General features: G+C 63.9%; 14 protein-coding genes. 6 read left to right on the top strand and 8 right to left on the bottom strand.

From position 1 onward, the window contains the following. Window positions 1-93: 93 nt before the first annotated feature. Window positions 94-2,016, bottom strand: coding sequence for a putative bifunctional diguanylate cyclase/phosphodiesterase (locus KUV41_RS13215; RefSeq protein ID WP_222486492.1), 1,923 nt, complete (start codon window positions 2,014-2,016; stop codon window positions 94-96). A 346-nt stretch (window positions 2,017-2,362) separates the two neighbouring features. On the opposite strand from KUV41_RS13215, the gene KUV41_RS13220 reads away from it, so the two are divergent. Next, the gene (locus tag KUV41_RS13220) at window positions 2,363-3,193 is read left to right on the top strand and encodes a 2OG-Fe dioxygenase family protein (RefSeq protein WP_261396046.1); all 831 of its coding nucleotides are present in this window, start codon (window positions 2,363-2,365) and stop codon (window positions 3,191-3,193) included. 186 nt (window positions 3,194-3,379) lie between these two features. Here KUV41_RS13220 and KUV41_RS13225 read toward each other — a convergent pair whose 3' ends face one another. The 6 genes from KUV41_RS13225 to KUV41_RS13250 form a co-directional block, all read right to left on the bottom strand. Further along, the gene (locus KUV41_RS13225; RefSeq protein ID WP_222486493.1) at window positions 3,380-4,498 is read right to left on the bottom strand and encodes a pyridoxal phosphate-dependent aminotransferase; all 1,119 of its coding nucleotides are present in this window, start codon (window positions 4,496-4,498) and stop codon (window positions 3,380-3,382) included. Window positions 4,499-4,643: 145 nt separating this feature from the next. After that, window positions 4,644-6,164: an FAD-binding oxidoreductase gene (locus KUV41_RS13230; RefSeq protein ID WP_222486494.1), complete on the bottom strand. Its 1,521-nt coding sequence runs from the start codon at window positions 6,162-6,164 to the stop codon at window positions 4,644-4,646. Next, window positions 6,161-7,885 carry an ABC transporter ATP-binding protein gene (locus KUV41_RS13235; protein WP_222486495.1) on the bottom strand — a complete coding sequence of 575 codons (1,725 nt, stop codon included), beginning with the start codon at window positions 7,883-7,885 and terminating at the stop codon, window positions 6,161-6,163. The genes KUV41_RS13230 and KUV41_RS13235 overlap by 4 nt, the downstream gene beginning before the upstream one ends. A gap of 3 nt (window positions 7,886-7,888) precedes the next feature. Then, the gene (locus KUV41_RS13240; RefSeq protein ID WP_206938050.1) at window positions 7,889-8,722 is read right to left on the bottom strand and encodes an ABC transporter permease; all 834 of its coding nucleotides are present in this window, start codon (window positions 8,720-8,722) and stop codon (window positions 7,889-7,891) included. Further along, window positions 8,719-9,699, bottom strand: coding sequence for an ABC transporter permease (locus KUV41_RS13245; RefSeq protein WP_222486496.1), 981 nt, complete (start codon window positions 9,697-9,699; stop codon window positions 8,719-8,721). The genes KUV41_RS13240 and KUV41_RS13245 overlap by 4 nt, the downstream gene beginning before the upstream one ends. Before the next feature lie 128 nt (window positions 9,700-9,827). Next, window positions 9,828-11,441, bottom strand: a complete 1,614-nt coding sequence (locus KUV41_RS13250; protein ID WP_206938055.1) for an ABC transporter substrate-binding protein — start codon at window positions 11,439-11,441, stop codon at window positions 9,828-9,830. A gap of 296 nt (window positions 11,442-11,737) precedes the next feature. Between KUV41_RS13250 and KUV41_RS13255 the strand changes: the two genes are divergently transcribed. The 3 genes from KUV41_RS13255 to KUV41_RS13265 all read left to right on the top strand — a co-directional run bounded on the left by KUV41_RS13255 (window position 11,738) and on the right by KUV41_RS13265 (window position 14,734). After that, on the top strand, window positions 11,738-12,445 hold the full coding sequence (locus tag KUV41_RS13255; RefSeq protein ID WP_315900587.1) for a GntR family transcriptional regulator: 708 nt from the start codon (window positions 11,738-11,740) through the stop codon (window positions 12,443-12,445). A 147-nt stretch (window positions 12,446-12,592) separates the two neighbouring features. Then, on the top strand, window positions 12,593-13,858 hold the full coding sequence (locus KUV41_RS13260; RefSeq protein ID WP_222486498.1) for an ArgE/DapE family deacylase: 1,266 nt from the start codon (window positions 12,593-12,595) through the stop codon (window positions 13,856-13,858). A 192-nt stretch (window positions 13,859-14,050) separates the two neighbouring features. Continuing rightward, the gene (locus KUV41_RS13265; RefSeq protein WP_222486499.1) at window positions 14,051-14,734 is read left to right on the top strand and encodes a lysozyme; all 684 of its coding nucleotides are present in this window, start codon (window positions 14,051-14,053) and stop codon (window positions 14,732-14,734) included. A 9-nt stretch (window positions 14,735-14,743) separates the two neighbouring features. On the opposite strand, the gene KUV41_RS13270 is transcribed toward KUV41_RS13265, so the two are convergent. Then, window positions 14,744-15,373, bottom strand: coding sequence for a TetR/AcrR family transcriptional regulator (locus tag KUV41_RS13270; RefSeq protein WP_222163148.1), 630 nt, complete (start codon window positions 15,371-15,373; stop codon window positions 14,744-14,746). Window positions 15,374-15,799: 426 nt separating this feature from the next. Here KUV41_RS13270 and KUV41_RS13275 point away from each other — a divergent pair, with 426 nt between their 5' ends. After that, complete coding sequence (locus tag KUV41_RS13275; RefSeq protein WP_222486500.1) at window positions 15,800-16,918, top strand: HlyD family secretion protein; 1,119 nt, start codon at window positions 15,800-15,802, stop codon at window positions 16,916-16,918. Next, window positions 16,915-18,474 carry a DHA2 family efflux MFS transporter permease subunit gene (locus KUV41_RS13280; protein ID WP_315900588.1) on the top strand — a complete coding sequence of 520 codons (1,560 nt, stop codon included), beginning with the start codon at window positions 16,915-16,917 and terminating at the stop codon, window positions 18,472-18,474. Before KUV41_RS13275 ends, KUV41_RS13280 begins: the two co-directional genes overlap by 4 nt. Window positions 18,475-18,477: the final 3 nt, after the last annotated feature.

Consider the following 18,477-nt stretch of genomic DNA (forward strand, 5'->3'; position numbering starts at 1 on the left):
CACGAGCCAGATGGGAGCCATCTCGTATAAAGCGTCGCATCGTCTCACTCGTTCTCTAGCTTGTTCCAGCGCTACGCGACTGTCGTGCGGCGTTCAGTTATATTTCGGGCCCGTGCGAGTCCCTGTGTTTCCCTCTCTGCTGCCATGGGCCCCACTGCTTGTTTTGCCGCTTAGCCCCAATGGGCCTGCGCGCAGCAGTCGTGTGATGCTGGCTGCGTCGGTAGGGCGGTGGTAGTAGTAGCCTTGCAGCAGGTCGCAGCGCATCTCCTGTAGTAGGGCTTCCTGCTCGGCGGTCTCGACGCCTTCGGCGATGACTTCAAGGCCCAGGCGGTGGCCAAGAAAGATGCTGGCTTCCATGATGGCGCGGTCCTTGGGGTCCTGGGTGCACTCGGCCACGAAGGTGCGGTCGATCTTCAGCGCAGTGACGGGCAGGAATTTCAGGTAGCTCATGGAAGAGAAGCCTGTCCCGAAGTCATCAATGGCAATCTTGTAGCCCTGGTCATACAGGCAGCGCAGGCTGTCCAGTACGCTCTGGCCGGCCTCGATCAACACGTTCTCGGTCAGCTCGATGCCGATATCCTGGGGGCCAAGCCCGTAGCTCTCCACGCAGCGGGAGCACTCCTCGAACATGCCCGGCATCATCGCGTGCCTGCCCGAGATGTTGATGTCGACCCTGACCCGCCTTAGCCCTTGCTGGCGCCAGCGCTGTTGCTGCTGGCAGGCGTGATGCAGCACCCAGTCTTCCAGCCGCGTGATCAGCTCGCTGCGTTCGGCCACCGGAATGAATTCCCCGGGGGAGATAAACTCGCCTTCCGCGGTGGTCCAGCGCAGTAGCGCTTCCATGGAGTCGATGTAGCCGCTGCTGGCGGACACCTGGGGCTGATAGGCCAGGCTTAGCTCGCCCTCCTTGTCAGCCTTGCCATCCTGGTCCAACAGGCGCTGCAGGCTCGCGGCGATCCTGTGCTGGCGCACCATGGCAGCGTGAGCCTCAGGGCTGAAGAAGCGGTAGGTATTGCGGCCTTCCTGCTTCGCCCTGGTCTTGGCCGCATCGGCGTTACCGACCAGTTCCTGTACCGCGCTGCCATTGTCGGGATAGAGGCTGAGCCCGACCGATGCATTGATGCGCAGCTCCCGGTTCTGGATGCGCATGGGCCTGGCGATGCTCTCAAGAAGCCGGTCGGCCACCTGGGTGGCGTCATTGGCCACATCGACCCTCGGCATGGCCAGCACGAATTCATCGGTACCAAAGCGTGCCAGCAGGTCGTGGCTGCGGCGAAAGGACTTTAGCCGCCGGGCCGCTTCCTTGATGACCTTGTCCCCGTATTCGTAGCCGTGGGTGTCGTTGATCTCGTTGAAGCGATCCAGGTCGATAAACAGGATCAACAGGCTGTCATCATGTAGCCGGCATTCTTCGAGCATACCCGCCAGGTCATGTTCGAAGGCGTGGCGGTTGGGCAACCCCGTCAAACGGTCAAAGCGGGTCATGTAGTCCAGGTCGCGGCGCGCCTGGCGTTCGCCAGCCAGGTCGATGTCGATACAGAACATCAGCGGGTTGTCGCTACCCTGGGCAAGCATTACGTGGTGGGAAAAGACCGGCACGGTGGCGCCGGAACGATGCTTCAGTTCCAGTTCTTCCGGGGGGATTTCGGTGCCGTGGTAGACCCACGCCTGATGAGCGTCGATGACCGCAGACACCATGGCATCGGGAATCAGCAGCTCTTCCAGCCGGCGGCCAAGGGCTTCCTGCTCGCTGTAGCCATATAGCGCCTGACTGGCGCTGTTCCAGTAAATGACCCGACGATCACGATCGTACCCCTGGACGGCCACCCGCGAGAGGCTCATCAGCAGCTCACGGAAACGCCATTCACTGAGCGTCAGTGATGGAAGCGCCGGCGCCTCGCCTTCGCTCTGGCTAAGCCGCTGATCGCTAGCCTGCCCGCGATCGTCCTGCTCGGCGATGCGCTGCTTGGCGCGAGGATAGGGTGGAAGTCTGTCACCGATGTGCAATGGCGTCATACCCCTGTGCGGTCAATCACGACGTAGTGGTGGAAGAGAGTGGCTGAAGAGAGTGGCGGAAGATATTGCGTCGAATTGCACACGTTGTAATGGACATGCATATGTAGCAAGTGTCGTACAGAACGTCCCGAAGCGCGACCTAGGACGGTATCAGGAACATGAAAAGTGAGTTTTACCATGTCGACGGCATGGGTGGCGATACCAGCAAGGCGGTAGGGGTTTAGTCTCCTGTTTTGCGTACAAACCGGCATTTGACCGGCCCCAAGGGCCTCCACATGATCCTCGTTGTTGCGTAAGCAACATCCATGAAATGCGCGTGAATGCGCATAAAAACGAGGAAAATGTCATGAAATCAATCAAAGAGATGAACGTCGGACGCCATCTGGCACTGGTGGAAGACGCCGGTGCGATACAGGAATGGTATGAGACGCCTGCTCCTGGCTATTGGGAGTCATCGGTCCACGAGGAAGTGGCTTCTCAGTCCTGGAGCAAGACGACGCTGGGGTGGATTGAGCTGGCTGCGTGGCAAGCCTTCGTGGCGGATCTACCCCGTGACCCCTACGTCAACCAGCGTTGGAAGCGGATGTCCTGGCTGCACCTGAACGATAGCGGTGAGGTCGAGACACTGGGTGAATGCCCGATGGCCCAGGGAGGTCGCTTCAATGATGCGGCCAGCATGGCTGATCGCCTGCGTTACTACGAGCCGCTGCTGCCGGCCTTTACCGAGCGTGAGGACGTGAAGGCCTTCGTCAAGGCGTGGGCAGAGCTGTGGGAGTTGCCGGCCAGGTCACCCATCCTGATGCAGATCACCGGGGTGAGAGGGGACGGCTGCGTCGACCCGCTGCAGGGGCAGGGAATCCACGCCGACGGCTGCAAGTACCTGAGTATCGTGGTGCTCAGCCGTGACAACGTCGAGGGCGCGGTCAACACCCTGTACCTGGACAAGGCCGGACAGCAGGAGGTGGGCCGCATCACCCTGGCCCCGGGTGAGATACTGCACTTGCGCGATGATCAGCTGTTCCACAGCGTGGACAGCATCCGCCAGTGTCGCGAGGACGCCCCGTTCGAGCGCTTCATCATTATCATCAACGCCTGCTTTGTGGACGAGTTCCAGAACCGCATGCTGCGCAGGCACTTTCCCGACGCCACCCTCAACGTGGCGGTACACGACAGCTAAGCGACCTGTTCGCCCAAGCCGGTGCTGTTGGCTGAACTCACGCCTTTGCCTGAGCGTTAGCCGTTTGGCACCGGCGGGCGGCAACCACTCAAGGAGGTAGCCCCTGACGTCATCGCCGACGGGCCTGTGCCCGTCGGCGATGATCCAGTGGGTGATAGCCCTCTCTTTAAGCCTTTCAGCAGAGGCTCAGCGAGCTTGAATCGCCTGCTCGAGCCTGGCCAGACGGCCCGGCTCCAGGGCGTCGGCCACTGCGGTGATGCGCAGTACGTGCCCCAGCGCCGGGTGCGCGGGTCGCGCGATCAGCTTCCCCTCATTCAACAGGTCGGCGTGAACCTGGCGCGCCGTGTCGGCGTCGGCCAGGCGTATTCCGATGAAGTTGGTGCCGCTTTCCAGCACGTCGGCCCCCAGTGCCTTGAAGTGTTCTGCAAGGTGGTGACGACGCTCCAGCACCGCCTGGATGTGCGCGTTGGTCTCGTCCTGGTGGTCGAGCACTACCTCGGCGGCGGCCAGACTCAAGGTGGACACCGCATAGTGGATGCGCACCTTCATCAGCATCGCCAGGGTGTCGGGTTCGGCGATGGCGTAGCCGACCCTCAGGCCCGCCAGGCCGTGGGCCTTGGACAGCGTCCGACACCGAATCACCCCCGGCAGGGCGCGGGTAAAGGCGGGTTCTGCCGCATCATCCCGAAAGTCATGGTAGGCCTCGTCGAGCAGCAGCCAGCAGTCCTTGGGCAGCTCTGCTCGCAGCCGTTCGACTTCCGCCACGGGGTGGACGTGGCCAGTGGGGTTGTCTGGGTTGGCCAGGTACACCAGGCGAGCCTGATGCTGGTGGGCGGCCTTTATCAGCGCACCAATGTCCGGCGCAAGGCTATCGCTGGTTTCGTGATAGTCGACTTCCACCAGCCGACACCCCTGGCCCTTGGCGAAGTAGCCAAAGGTGGGGTAGGTCCCGGCGGAGCTGACCACGGTGGTGCCGGCGGGCGCGGTGGCCCGCAGTACCAGCGCCAGCAGGCTGTCGCAGCCGGCATCTACCAGCAGGGTATCCAGCTCGAAGCCATGCAGGCGGCACAGGCGTTCACGCACGGCCAGGGCTTCTGCGTCGCCATAGCAGTAAACGTGTTCGGCCATGGCATCGCCGAAGGCGTCACGCAGGGCGCGATGTGGCATGTCGAGCCCCTCGTTGGAGCCGAGGCGATGAGGGATCTCCTTGCCGATCCGGCGCTTGAGCACCCAGATACCAGGGAAGGGGTTATCCGGTCCCGGGGTGTAGAGGTGATCAGCGAAGGCGGGGGTGTCGGAGGCCATAACGTATCCTGTAGAGGTTCCTGTGGTCGGTGGCAGTAAGCGTTTGAAGCAATGAGCCTTTGGGCAATAAACGTGGGTGCTTGAAAGCCGGAAATCCAAGAGCCGGGTATTTAAGAGCCCGGTAGCTAATGTATCAACCAGGTCGTCAATGATCCTGGGCGGCTGTCCATGGCACGACCTTGTGTCGGTTAAGCAGTCCCAACGGGTCGAGGCTGCGCTTTAGCGTCGCCATCAGCGCCAGTTCTTCAGGGCTGCGCGAGATCGACAGCCAATCGCGCTTCTCCAGCCCGATACCGTGTTCGGCCGAGATCGAGCCCTGCCGGTCGGCCAGCGGGCGGTACAGGCAGGCTTCCACCCCGTGGCGGGTTTCGGCGTCGTTGCTGCCGACGCCCACGGACAGGTGCAGGTTGCCGTCGCCCAGGTGGCCGAACACCGCCAGGCGCGCCTGGGGCCAGCGTGTGGTCAGCGCCGACTCGACCTCATCCACGTAGTCCTGCATGGCGGCGATGGGCAGGCTGATATCGAAGGCCATCAGCGGGGACAGCGCCTCCACCAGGCCTTCGATGTCGTCGCGAATCGCCCACAGCCGCTCCCGCTGGGTGTCGGACTGGGCGATCACCGCATCGCTGGCCCAGCCCTGTTCGAAGGCGCTTTCCAGCGCGCTCTCGAACTGTGCCTGGTGGTGCGGCCCATCGCCGGACAGGGATTCCACCAGCGCGTAGTAGGGTGCGTCCAGCTCCAGCGGGGCGCTATGGCGGCCATTGGCGGTAATCAGCGTCAGATGATTGCGCCACATCGCCTCGAAGGCTGCCAGGCCGCCGCCCAGTCGGTCACGCAGATGCGCCAGCAGGGCGGTCATGGAGGCGAAATCCGGACAGGCGATCAGTGCCGTGCGGGCATCCGACAGCGCCGGCTGCAGGCGAAGCACGGCGCGAGTGACGACGCCCAGGGTACCCTCGCTGCCGATAAACAGCTGCTTGAGATCGTAGCCCGCGTTGTTCTTGAGCATCGGGCTCATGGCGCTGATGACCTGACCATCGGCCAGCACGGCCTCGAGCCCCAGCACTTGTTGGCGCATCATGCCGTAGCGGATGACCCGGTTGCCTCCTGCATTGGTGGCGATGTTGCCGCCAATGGTGCAGCTGCCGCGGGCTCCCAGGTCGAGAGGGAACTGCATGCCGACCTCTCTGGCTGCCTCCTGCACCTGCTGCAGCGGGACGCCCGCCTGCACGGTGATGGTCCCGGCCAGTGGGTCCAGGTCCTCGATGCGGGTTAGCCGTTCCAGCGACAGCACCAGCTCGTCCGGTTCTGCCTCGGCGCCGTGAACCAGGCCGGTCAGCCCGCCGTGAGTGACGACGGGCTGGCGCACCTGGTGGCACAGGGCCAGTACCTCAGCCACCTCCCGCGGCGTGCCGGGCCGGACGATGGCAGCAGCCCGGCAGGCGGCGCCGCTCAACCAGTCCACCTGGCGGCGGGTCACGTCCCCGCCGGTCAGGACCTGGTTGTCGCCGAGCCGCTCTCTCAGGGTGGCGAGCAGTGCGTCTCTATCCTCGGCGGACGCGCCCACTGACGAAGACGCTGGGGACGAAGGCGACGCAGAGGCCGAAGAAGAGGCTGAAGAAGAGGCTAAGGAAGAGCCGGAGAGGGGAGATGTCGCTTCCGTCATGATGAATAGGCCTCCTGCTGGCTGCCGCTACTTCCCTCGTTATGGCTGTCGCTCTTTTGTTCGCTCTTTTGTTCAATATGACTGTCGTGACGGCTCCTGTGTTCGCTCTTGCGTCCAGGGATCGCTGCCAGCAGTTCCTTGGTGTACTCCTCCTTGGGGGTCTGGAAGACTTCCGAGGCGGTGCCCTGTTCGACGATGCGACCATGCTGCATGACGATGATCCGATCGCAGATTTGCGCCGCCACGCGCAGGTCGTGGGTGATGAACAGCAGCGACAGCGAGAACCGCTGCTTGAGGTCCTCCAGCAGCTCGAGCACCTGAGCCTGGATGGACACGTCGAGGGCAGACACGGCCTCGTCGGCCACGATCAGCTCGGGATCCAGCGCCAGGGCCCTTGCGATACCGATGCGCTGGCGCTGGCCGCCGGAGAACTCGTGGGGGTAGCGGTCTGCGCTGCCGCCGAGCCCTACCAGTTCCAGCAGTTCGTCGGCCTTGCTCAGGGCATCGGCCTTGGGCACACCGTTGGCGATGGGCCCCTGGGCGATTGCCATGCCCACCCGAGTGCGCGGGTTGAGGGAGGCATAAGGGTCCTGAAACACCATCTGTATCCGGTGGCGCTGTTGGCGCAGGGCATCGCCACTTAGTGCCGACAGGTCTTCGCCTCCGATCAGAATTTCGCCACTGTCAGGACGTTCCAGCCGGACGATGCAGCGTCCCAGGGTCGACTTGCCGGACCCGGATTCACCGACGATGCCGATGGTTTCGCCCCGGGACAGGGTAAAGCTGACGTCGTCCAGGGCGCGGACTTCCCGAGACGGCTTGAACAAGCCCCCGCGAGAGCGGAAGACCCGATTCAGCTGGCGCACCTCCAGCATGGGCGCCGGTGGCTGCGACTCGCGCCGGGGTGGGGCGGCGTCGGCGGGTATGGCCTCGATCAGCGCTCGGGTGTAGTCATGCTGCGGATGGTCGAGGACGTCATCACGGCGGCCCAGCTCGACGATGTGTCCCTGACGCATGACGCAGACGCGATTGGCGATCTCGGCCACGACGCCAAAGTCATGGGTGATGAACATGACCGCCATGCCGCGTCGCTGCTGCAGCTCCGCGATCAGTGAGAGAATCTGTGCCTGGGTGGTCACATCCAGGGCCGTGGTGGGCTCGTCGGCGATCAGCAGCCGCGGCTCCAGTGCCAGCGCCATGGCGATCATCACGCGCTGGCGCTGGCCACCGGACAGCTCGAAGGGATAGGCGCGAATGGCGCGCTCCGGCTGCGGCAGGCCGACTTCCTTCAGCAGCTCCAGGGCTCGGGCCTGGCGCTGCGCGGGTTTCAGCTCTCCGTGGGCCTCGAACACTTCGGCGATCTGGTCGCCGATCCGCATCAGCGGATTGAGCGCGGTCATCGGCTCCTGAAAGATCATGCCGATCTGCTTGCCGCGCAGGGCCCTGTGACGCTTGTCGTCCAGGCTCAACAGATCGATGCCTTCGAACAGGATGCGCCCTGCGGTGGCACGCACGCCCTTGGGCAGCAGCCCCATGATGGTATTGGCCGCCATGGACTTGCCCGAGCCGGATTCTCCCACCACGCAGAGGATTTCGCCGGGGCTGACGTCGTAGCTGAGGTTTTCGACCGCATAGTCGCGGTCGGCCCCTTGGGGCAGGGCAACGCTGAGGCCTTCGATGCGCAGAATAGGCGGCGTGCTGTGGTCGTTTTTGGTCGCCATGGTTCAGCGCTCCCTAGCCAGTTTGGGGTTGAGGGCGTCGTCCAGTCCCTCGCCCACCAGGTTGAGGGCGAGCACCGTGAGCAGGATCGCCAGGCCAGGGAAGAACGATAGCCACCAGGCCTGGCGAATCACCGTGCGTGCGGCGCCGATCATGTAACCCCAGGACATCACGTTGGGATCCCCGAGACCGAGGAACGACAGCGACGACTCCAGCAGGATCGCGGTGGCGACCATCAGCGACGCCAGCACGATGATGGGCGACAGGGTGTTGGGCAGGATCTGGCGCAGCATGATCTGCAGGTTGCTCTGGCCGACCAGGCGCGCGGCCTCCACGTATTCGCGCTGGCGCAGGGACATGAATTCCGCACGCACCAGGCGCGCCACCGGTGGCCAGCTGACGATGGCAATGGCCAGCACGATGGACGTCACGCTGGGCTGCATGATCGCCACCAGGACGATGGCCAGGGCGAAGTTGGGAATGGTCTGGAAGAACTCGGTGAAGCGCATCAGCGCATCGTCGACCCAGCCACCGTAGTAGCCGGCAATGGCGCCCAGGGGCACGCCGATGGCCAGGGCCACCGCGGTGGAGACCAGGCCGATCAACAGCGACACCCAGGCACCGTGCATCAGCCCGGCGGCAACATTGCGCCCCATGGTATCGGTGCCGAGCCAGAAGCCTTCCTGGGCCATGGGCGGCAGAAACGGACGCTGGACCATGCGCCAGGGTGATTCCGGAAACAGTAGCGGGGCGAGTACCGCCATCAGGATGATCGCCCACAGGATCAGCAGGCCCACCAGGGCGCCTCGGTTCTGGGCAAAACGGGCAAAGAACGTCATGCGGCAGCCCCCTTGATACGTGGATCCGCCAGGCGATAGACGAGATCAGTAAGGATGTTGAACAGGATCACCAGGGCGGCAGAAAAGAAGAAGATGCCCAACAGCAGGTTGTAGTCGCGTTGCATCAGTGCCTCGTACATCAGGCGGCCGATACCGGGCCAGGCGAACACGGTCTCGGTGAGGATCGCGCCGCCTACCATCTGTCCGGCCTGCAGCCCGGCCAGGGTGATGATCGGCAGCAGTGCGTTACGCAGGATGTGACGACGCTGGATAACCCGCGGCGCCAGGCCCTTGGCCCGGGCGGTCTTGACGAAATCCTGCTGGGCGGCGTCGAGCATCGAGGCCCGGGTCATGCGGGTGTAGATGGCCATGAAGAACAGGCCCAGCGTGGTGGCTGGCAGGACCAGGTGCCTGGCTACATCGAGGGCGTAGGCCAGCCCCTCCAGATTGGCACCCACGGTGAACATGCCGTAGGCGGGCAGCCAGTCCAGGTACACCGAGAACAGCACCACCGCCATCAGCGCTACCCAGAACAGCGGAGTGGCGTAGAACAGCAGCGCCAGGGCCATGATCAAGGAGCCCGAGGCCTTCTTGACCCGCATGGCGGCCATGGAACCGGCCAGGATACCGAGGCCCAGCGACAGCACAAAGGCGGTGCCGGTCAGCAGCAGGGTGGCTGGCAGGCGATCCATAATCAGGTCGAGTACCGGCATCTGCTGGCGATAGGAGTAACCGAAGTCCAGGGTCAGAATGCCGGACACGTAGTGCCATAGCTGGACGTACATGGGCTGGTCCAGGCCGAAGCGTTCGCGCAGCTGGGCGATGAAGGCCTCGTCCGCGGCGCCGGCTTCACCCGCGAGGATGGCGGCGGGGTCGCCGGGGGCGAGCTGGATCAGCACGAAGTTGAACACGACGATCATCAGCAGCACGACGGCTGCCTTGATCAGGCGCGACACAATAAGTCGGGCGTAAAGCATGATGGGTTCTCGCGCAGTCATTCGGGGCCGCGGGCGACCCCGTCATCTGGTCGGGAATCTGGCCAACCACCGGGCCGACAAGCAGGTCGTCGGCCCGGTGGGGGTATCGGTTGGCGATCCGTCGGCGATCAGTCGGCGATCCAGGCGTCCTTGAAGCCGTCATTGACGCCCACCGCCGATGTCACCAGGTCATTGACGTTGCAGCGGTAGATGGTGGGGAAGCCGAGCTCGAGCAGCCAGCCCAGGGGAGCGTCCTCCAGCAGGATGCGTTGCACTTCGTGGTAGAGGCGCTCGCGCTCGCTGTCCGGGTAGGCGGTGGCGGCGCTGTTGAACAGCTCATCGACCTCGGGGTTCTGGTAGCCTTCCACGTTGTTCCAGGGCGAGCCTTTTTCGGCGTTGGTCGACAGGTAGGTGCGCGAGATGCCGAGCGCCGGATCGCCGTACTGATACAGGTAGGTGAAGGCCAGGTCGTAGTCGCGCTCGCCCAGGCGCTGGTTCCAGCCACCGACGTCGGTCGCCTCGGTGCGCACATTGATGCCGACTTCCTTGAGGTTCTGCTGAACGGCTTCGGCCCAGCGATTCCACGTCTCGCCGTAGGGCAGCGGCAGCAGGGTGATCTCTTCGCCGTCGTAGCCCATCTCATCCAGCAGCTGTTCGGCCTTGTCGGGGTCGTAGGCGTAGCCGTCGAGATCCGGGTCATTGAACTTGGCGTTGGAGCCAAAGGGGCCTGCCGGCACTTCGCCCATACCGTTCCACAGCACGTCACGGGCGAACTCGCGGTCCATGGCGTACATCACTGCCTGGCGGAAGCGCTTGTCGGCGGTCGGTCCTTCGCGGTTGTTCATCCACAGCATGGCGAAGGGACTGAAGTACTCGTGGCCCTTGTCCGTCACGCAGGTGTTGTCCATGGCGGTCAGCCGGGGCACGTCGAAGTTCTCTACCGTTCCGTAGGGCAGCACGTCCACGGTGCCGTTCTCGTAGGCGACCGCACGGGAGGCGCCGTCGGGAATGATGTGCCAGTTGATCCCGTCCAGGTAGGGCAGGCCCTCTTCATAGTAGTCGTCGAAGCGGGTGAGCTTGATCACGGTGCCACGGTCCCAGCTGTCGAACTGGAAGGGGCCGGTGCCGATGGGGTGATTGTTGGCGTCGTTATTGCGGAAGTCGGTGCCCGCGTAGATGTGCTCCGGCACCATGGTGAAGGTGCCTGCCTCGAAGGAGATCAGGAAGGGGCCGAAGGGTTTCTTGAGGGTGAACACCACGGTGTGCTCGTCGGTCGCCTCGATGCTCTCCACGTGCTCCAGCACGGCGCGGGCACTGGGATTGAGCTCCCGGTGGAAGACGTCGGCAGAGAACACCACATCGTCTGCGGTGAAGGCCTCGCCGTCATGCCACTTGGCGTTTTCCTGCAGGTAGAAGGTGTAGGTCAGGCCGTCTTCGCTGACGTCCCAGCGTTTGGCCAGCTGCGGCATCGGTTCCATATCGGTGGAGTAGCGCAGCAACCCCTCGTAGATGTTCCCCGCCACGGTGCGCGTGGGCGCGTTCTGGATCATGCCCAGCACCAGGCCGGGGGGCTCCGGCTGAATGATGGTGTCGATGACACCACCGCGCTGGGGCTGTGCCGACGAGCTGTCGGTAGTGTCCTGAGCCAGGGCCGAGGAGGCGGGCAGGGTAGCGGCCAGTCCCAGGGACACCAGCGTCGATGTGATGAGGGGAACGGCGAAGCGGCGAGACGTCGCAGACATGGGGCACCTTTTTTTGGCAGTTGTTTTAGGGGTTACGTGTCGGAAGGACCACCGTTAGGCCCGCGGACCAGCCGCTGCGCTGCGGCCGCCTGGCGGACGAGGTTAACGCTTCCTGGGTGGTTGTTGTCCGTTGTTGTTGTCAGTCGCTGTTCTAGAACCTAGCAGTGCTGATCCAAACTGTCGACAGTCGTCAATCGACTGTTGTTGATGGGCGACTCCGTGCATACTGGATCGGTACGGTACCCGCTGTGCCAGCTTCCTGGGCCAAGGCCCACGCTTCAACGCAAAGGATGACCATGCCTTCAGATGCCTACCCCGCCCCCTTCGTGATTCAACGCAACCTGGTGGATCAGGTGGTGGATTACCTGACCGAGTCGATTCTGGCGGCGCGCTTTGCGCCGGGGGAGCGGCTGTCAGAAGCCGGACTGGCCAGTGAGCTGGGCATCAGTCGTGCGCCGGTGCGCGAGGCCGCCAGGTTGCTGGAAAGCCGCGGGTTGCTGGTGTCACGGCCACGACGTGGCTTCTTTGTGCGCAGTCTGGATGTGGCGGAGCTCAACGATGTCTTCGACCTGCGCATCGGTCTTGAGCGACACGCCTTCGAGCGGGTGATGCTGCGTTTTGATGAGGACATCGAGCAGAGCCTCAAGCAGCAGATCGAACGGTTGTGTGGTGTCGCCTCGGGTCACGATGAGAGTGCCAAGATCGAAGAGGATATTGCCTTCCACCGGCGGGTTTTCGAGCTTGCCGGCAATCCCCGCCTGCTGCGTGCCTTTGACGACCTTAGCTTCGAGCTGCGGCTGTGTATCACGCTGATCACTCGCACGCACGACACCCCGGAGAGCATCGCGGCCTCGCACTGGCGCCTGCTGGATGCCCTACGCAGTGGCGACCCTGAGCGTTGCCGCGAAGAGGTCGACTATCACATTGGTGTGGCGCGTGATTCCGTGATCGAGCGTCTCGCCGACGGCCATAACAGCGCCAACCACCCAAACAACCACCAGTGAGATTGATGTAGATCAATCCCTGCTAATTCCGCGGTTCCATAGGCTTGTGCCCATCCTGCTCGAAAGTGCATAACTGGTGTGCGAGATGGATCATCGGCACCGGCCTGGCCGCTTCGACACTCATCTCAACCTTGGATATTTCCGCCAATGACAACGTCCCTACTGTCTGCTGAGGCGCTGGACGCCAACGAGCAGCGGCTGCTCGATGTGTGTGACGAACTGATGCCCGACACCCTGGCCCTGACGTCGGATCTGGTGCGCGAATACAGCGTGCTGGGTGCTGAAACTGGTGTCTTGCAGGTGATGGAACAGCACTTGCTGGGCATGGGCCTGACAGTAGAGCGGGTGCCGCTACCGGATTCTCCGCCAGGCGCTGCTGACGATCGCTACAACCTGGTGTCGGTGATCAACGGTACATCGAATCGGCCGCACCTGATCTTCAACGGGCATCTGGACGTGGTCCCCGCGGAGCCTGTGTCGATGTGGACTAGGTCGCCGTGGGAGCCGTGGCAGCAGGATGGCTGGCTCTACGGACGCGGCGCCGGTGACATGAAGGCGGGCATTGCCGCCATGGTCACCGCGGTGACCGCCATGCAGCGGGCAGGATTCGATATCTGTTTTCCGCTCACGCTGCAGACGGTCATCGAGGAAGAGTGTACCGGTCACGGGGCGCTGGCCTGCCTGGCGCGGGATGGACGGGGGGATTTCGCCCTGATTCCGGAACCCTTTGGCGCCACGCTGACCACTGCCCAGGTGGGGACCCTGTGGTTCAAGGTGACGCTGGAAGGGGTGCCGGCCCACGTGCTGGACACCTCTGCGGGCAGTAATGCGATCGAGGCCATCCAGGCGGTGATCGCGCCGCTTAAGGCGCTGGAAGCCGAGCTGAATGCCGGGCGCGAGGCACCCTATGACGCGGTCGAGCACCCGTTCAATTTGAACATTGGCCGCATCGAAGGCGGCAACTGGGCCTCCAGCGTGCCCTGTCATGCCACCCTGGAAGGGCGTATCGGTTTTCCGCCGGGGATGTCAGCGGAGGAGATCATGGACAAGGTGCGCCAGTGCATCGATGCCGCACGAGAGGGCATGGGGCCTGGGATTTCGGCACCGGAGGTCAGTTTTCACGGCTTCCGCTCCGAGGGGCACCAGGTCAACCTGGATCATCCGGGCGTGGCGCTGCTGGCGGACTGTCATCGGGCCCTGACCGGTGAGGCCTTGCCGTCGGTGGCATTGACCTGCACCACCGACCTGAGAGCGTTGAACCGCCATGGTATCTCTGGCACGTGCTATGGCCCCGTGGCCGAGCGCATCCATGGCGTGGATGAGCGAGTGGAGATTGCGTCCATTCGTCATACCCTGCGGGCCTACGCCTTGTTCCTGTATCGCTGGGGGCAAGCGGCCGATGGCGTTGCCTAGCCGAGATCCGTCCACCTGAGATCTCGCTGCGCGCACGCCCCTGCCGAGGCCAGTGGGGTTGATCTGGGGCGGGCACCGGACATATCGGCGCCGTGCCGTCACATAACCTTGTCCTGAGTCGGGGTGACTGACGTCATTGACTGTCACCCTGCGGGACATGGCTTCACGGAACGAAGTGCGCAGGAGGATGCCATGGTCACCCAGGCAGGGAGTAGTGAAGGGCGCGGGCAGCAGGACGTCGCCTACACCGGTCGCCACGATGAGGCCGGTAGTGATGACAAGGATGGCAGCCGTAGTGGGCCGCTATCGCTATATGACGAGCTGGCGGCGTACATTCAGCCGCCCCCCAGCAGGCTGAGCCCGCGTGGCCGGCGATGGTTGATCGACGCGGAAGGCTGTCGCCTGTTGCCCTATCACGACCTCACCGGTGAGACGCTTGATGAGTGGCAGCCCGGCGCCACCATCGGCGTCGGCCACCTGATCGAGGAGGGGCAGTGGTCTCGGTTTGCTCGGGGGATTGATCTGAACTGGGCGGATTCGCTGCTGCGTCGAGATCTCCAGGACATCGAACAGGGCGTGCTGGCGCGGCTGGAAGCGTGTCGCCCCTGGGTCGGGGCGGCGGGGCTCGGGCAGCATCAGTTCGATGCCATGGTGCTGCTGGCGTTCAATATTGGCGTGGGCGCCTTCAGTCGGTCCTCCCTGGCCAGCATGCTGTGTGATCCCACTGCCGATAGGCCCTATGCCACGCTTGAAGACGCCTGGCTTGCGTGGAATCGAGCAGGTGGTCAGGTGCTGGCTGGCCTCAAGCGTCGACGTGCCGGCGAATGGAGGATCTTCAGCGCAGCAGATTATGGACCGGCCATCGGCAACGATTGACCCCGGGACCTACTGCCCACCGAGCCCGCCGAGGAACAGCTGGGTGCACAGGCGAGCGCGCTCGTCCCTGGCCTGGGCATCGAGCTGGGGCGGGCGACCCACCAGGGAGTCGAGCATCCACTCGCCCAGTACCATGCCGGTAAAGATGCCGGCGGCGGCGCGCGGGTCCTTGACCGTCAGTCGACCTCGCTGATGCTGGGCGTTGAGGTAGTCGGCCAGTTCGCGGCGGGTGCGGTCGGGGCCGTGGTCGAGAAACAGTGCGCCGAGATCCGGGGTGCGTTCGGCCTCGGCAGCGATGCCACGAATCAGGCGGATGTTGGCGGCGGGCAGGGCCAGGTCCATGAGGTCTCGGGCGAGTTCCGTCAGCACCTCTTCCGGCGGTCGCTCGCCGGCCTGACCCAGGCGACTCCACACGCTGGAGGCCTGGGCCTCCATCGACGCCACGAACAGCCCCTCCTTGTTGCCGAACAGCTTGTAGAGCGTGCTCAGCGACCCTCCCGCTCGGGCCACGATATCGTTGACGCTGGCACCGGCGTATCCCTTTTCGAGAAAGACCTCCCTGGCGGCTGCCAACAGACGCTGTCTGCGGGCTTCTCCGCGTGGCGTAAAGCCCTGATGGGCTGAGTCGTTGACCGACATCTGCTCGTCCTCTTGCTGATGGTATCCCGCCGTCCGATGGCTGGGTTCTGCTTACGTGACCTGCTTGCCTATACCTGCTGACTTACACCGGCGTACTTGTATCCGCTTCCTTTCCCCGCTTCCTTTCCCCGTTTCGTGCTGCGGTAAAAGCCCCGGTCTCGCGGACCTCGCCCTTGTTGCTGCTGTTGTTGATGTTACCGATGCGATGCTGGCGAATGGCCCAGCCACCGGAGACAGCAGTGGGGTGATCGACGCAAAAAGCACCGCGACGTAAAAGTGTAGCATGCGCTACACTAATGCGGTTCATGAATTTGCGCTGTCGAGGGCCGCGCCTTGCTGCCCCCTCCCGGTGCTTCGATGACGAAGCGCGTGGGTCGACACAGGCGGCAACCAGACAAGCGTAAGACAGGGTACGTGGGGGACGAGATGACGCGTGGCAAGAAGGCAATCGTGGCACTGGCCGGGCTGATGGCCTTGGTGGCGCTGATCTGGTGGGGCATGAGCTGGTGGTCGACGGGCCGTTACCTGGAAGAGACGGATAATGCCTATGTGCATGCGGATGCGGTCAGTCTGCGCGCTGAACTATCGGCGTTGATCCGGGAATTGCCGGTGATGGATAACCAGCAGGTGCGCGCTGGTGATGTTCTGGTGAAGCTGGATGACACCGACGTCAAGCAGCAGCTGGCTCAGGCCCTGGCGGACCAGCAGGTGGCTCGTTCCCAGCAGGTCCAGGCCAGCCGACAGATCGAACGACAGCGTGCGGCCATCGAAGAGGCGCAGGCCCAGGTGGTTTCTGCCGAGGCGCAGCATGCTCAGGCGCTCCGTCATCTGGAGCGATCGCGCTCGCTGGCGTCACGCCAGTACGCCTCGGAGCAGCAACAGCAGGACGACGAAGCCAGCGTCAACGTGGCCGCGGCCACCCTGGCGGCACGCCGGGCGGCACTGACCTCGGCCCAGCGACAGCTGGACGTTGCGCTGGCCGACGAACAGGCGGCGCAGGCGCGTGTCGTATCCGCACAGGCGGCGGTGGCGATTGCCCAACACCAGCTGTCAAAGGCGACGCTGCGGGCCCCGCGCGATGGCGTTGTCGGTGCCATCACCGCGGAGGTCGGGGATCTGGCGCAGCCCTCGCTGACGCTGATGCACCTGGTGCCGGTCGAGTCGGCCTACGTGGTGGCGAACTTCAAGGAGACCCAGACGGAGCGCATGCGCATTGGTCAGCCGGTGCGACTGGCGGTCGATGCCTATCCCCAGGTGCATTTCGAGGGGGTGGTCGACAGCCTGGCGCCGGCGACGGGGTCCCAGTTCAGTCTGCTGCCCCAGGACAATGCCACCGGCAACTTCAACAAGATCGTGCAGCGGGTGCCGGTCAAGATTCGACTGACCGGTCCTGAACAGGCACTGGGCGTACTGCGTGCGGGGTTGTCTGTGGTGCCTGAAGTCGACACCCGCTCCCTGGACGGTGATCCCTTGGGCGCGCGGCACCAGGCCGAGCGTGAGCAGACGCCGCCGGTAGCGGCGACGCTGGTAGGGCCAGGCGCGTGAGTCAGTCCCCAGCGCTTGCCTCCGCGGCGCCTTCGGGCGCCGATGAACTTCCCCCCTGGCCTCAGCGTATTGGCTTTATTGCAGCGGTATTCGGCATGTTCATGGCGATTCTGGATATCCAGATCGTGGCCAGCTCGCTGAACGAGATTCAAGCCGGCGTTGCCGCCAGCAGTGAGGAGATCTCCTGGGTCCAGACGTCCTACCTGATCGCCGAGATCATCATGATTCCGCTGTCCGGGATGCTGACCCGGATTCTCTCGACCCGGGTGGCCTTTGTGCTGTCCAGCGTCGGCTTCACCCTGGCAAGCCTGGGATGCGCCCTGGCGACCAGCATCGAACAGCTGGTCATCTTGCGGGCACTGCAGGGCTTTCTTGGCGGGGCGATGATCCCGATCACTCACGCCATCAGCTTCTCGATCTTTCCGCGTCGGATGATGGGCGCCGTTCAAGCCGTGATCGGCATGGTGGTGACCATGGCGCCGTCGGTGGGGCCCACGGTGGGGGGCTACATCACGGAGATCGCCAGTTGGCATTGGCTGTTTCTGGCTAACGTGATTCCAGGTGTGCTGGTCAGTTGGGCGGCGTGGCGCTTCTTGGATATCGACAAGGGCGACCGCAGCGCGGCCAGGCGTCTGGACGTGCTGGGGCTGGCGCTGATGGCGGTGTTTCTGGGGTGCCTTGAGTACGTGCTGGAAGAGGGCCCCGGGGATGACTGGTTCGATGATCACCTGATCCTGATGCTCTCGCTGACCTGTGGCCTGGCCGCCATCGGCTTCTTTGTGCGCACGCTGCGCCATCGGTATCCGATTGTGGGCCTGCACGCGTTTGCCAACCGCAACTTTGCGCTGGGCGCCGGCCAGGGATTTGTGATCGGCATCGCCCTGTACGGGCTGGTCTACCTGATGCCGCTGTTCTTTGGCTATGTGCGCGGATTTTCCAGCCTGCAGATCGGTCAGGTCATGTTCGTGACCGGGGTGGCGATGTTCTTCACCGCTCCCGTGGCCGGTCGGCTGTCCGGCAGTGTAGACCTGCGCGTGCTGATGTTTGTGGGCTTTGTGCTGGTGGGGACGGGCTCGATCATGAACGCCTGCCTGACGTCAGAGTCCGGGTTCGAGCAGTTCTTCTGGCCGCAGATCGTGCGCGGGGTGGGGCTGATCCTGTGCATCATTCCGGCCTCGCGCATTGCGCTGGGAACCTTGCCGCGTGAAGAGGTGGGCAATGCCAGCGGGCTGTTCAACGTTATGCGCAACCTTGGCGGGGCGGTCGGTCTGGCGCTGATGGACACCGTGCGCGACATCCGCGAGGACTATCATTGGAGCCAGTTGATCGGTGCAGTAAATGAGGGGCGTGGTGTCGTGCTTGAGCGGTTGCAGGGATACGAGAGCTTGCTTGCCGGTCATGTGGCGGATCCGCAGCAGAGCGCGCTGGCGCTGGTCGGGCAGACGGTGGCGCGTGAAGCCCAGGTACTGGCGTTCAATGACATCTTCCTGTGGCTGGGTGCACTCTACCTGCTTTGCGCGCCGGTGGTCCTGCTGGTTCGGCGACCAGAAGCCTGAGCC

Source organism: Halomonas sp. DP8Y7-1, assembly GCF_019801685.1.
Classification (GTDB): Bacteria; Pseudomonadota; Gammaproteobacteria; order Pseudomonadales; family Halomonadaceae; genus Halomonas; species Halomonas litopenaei_A.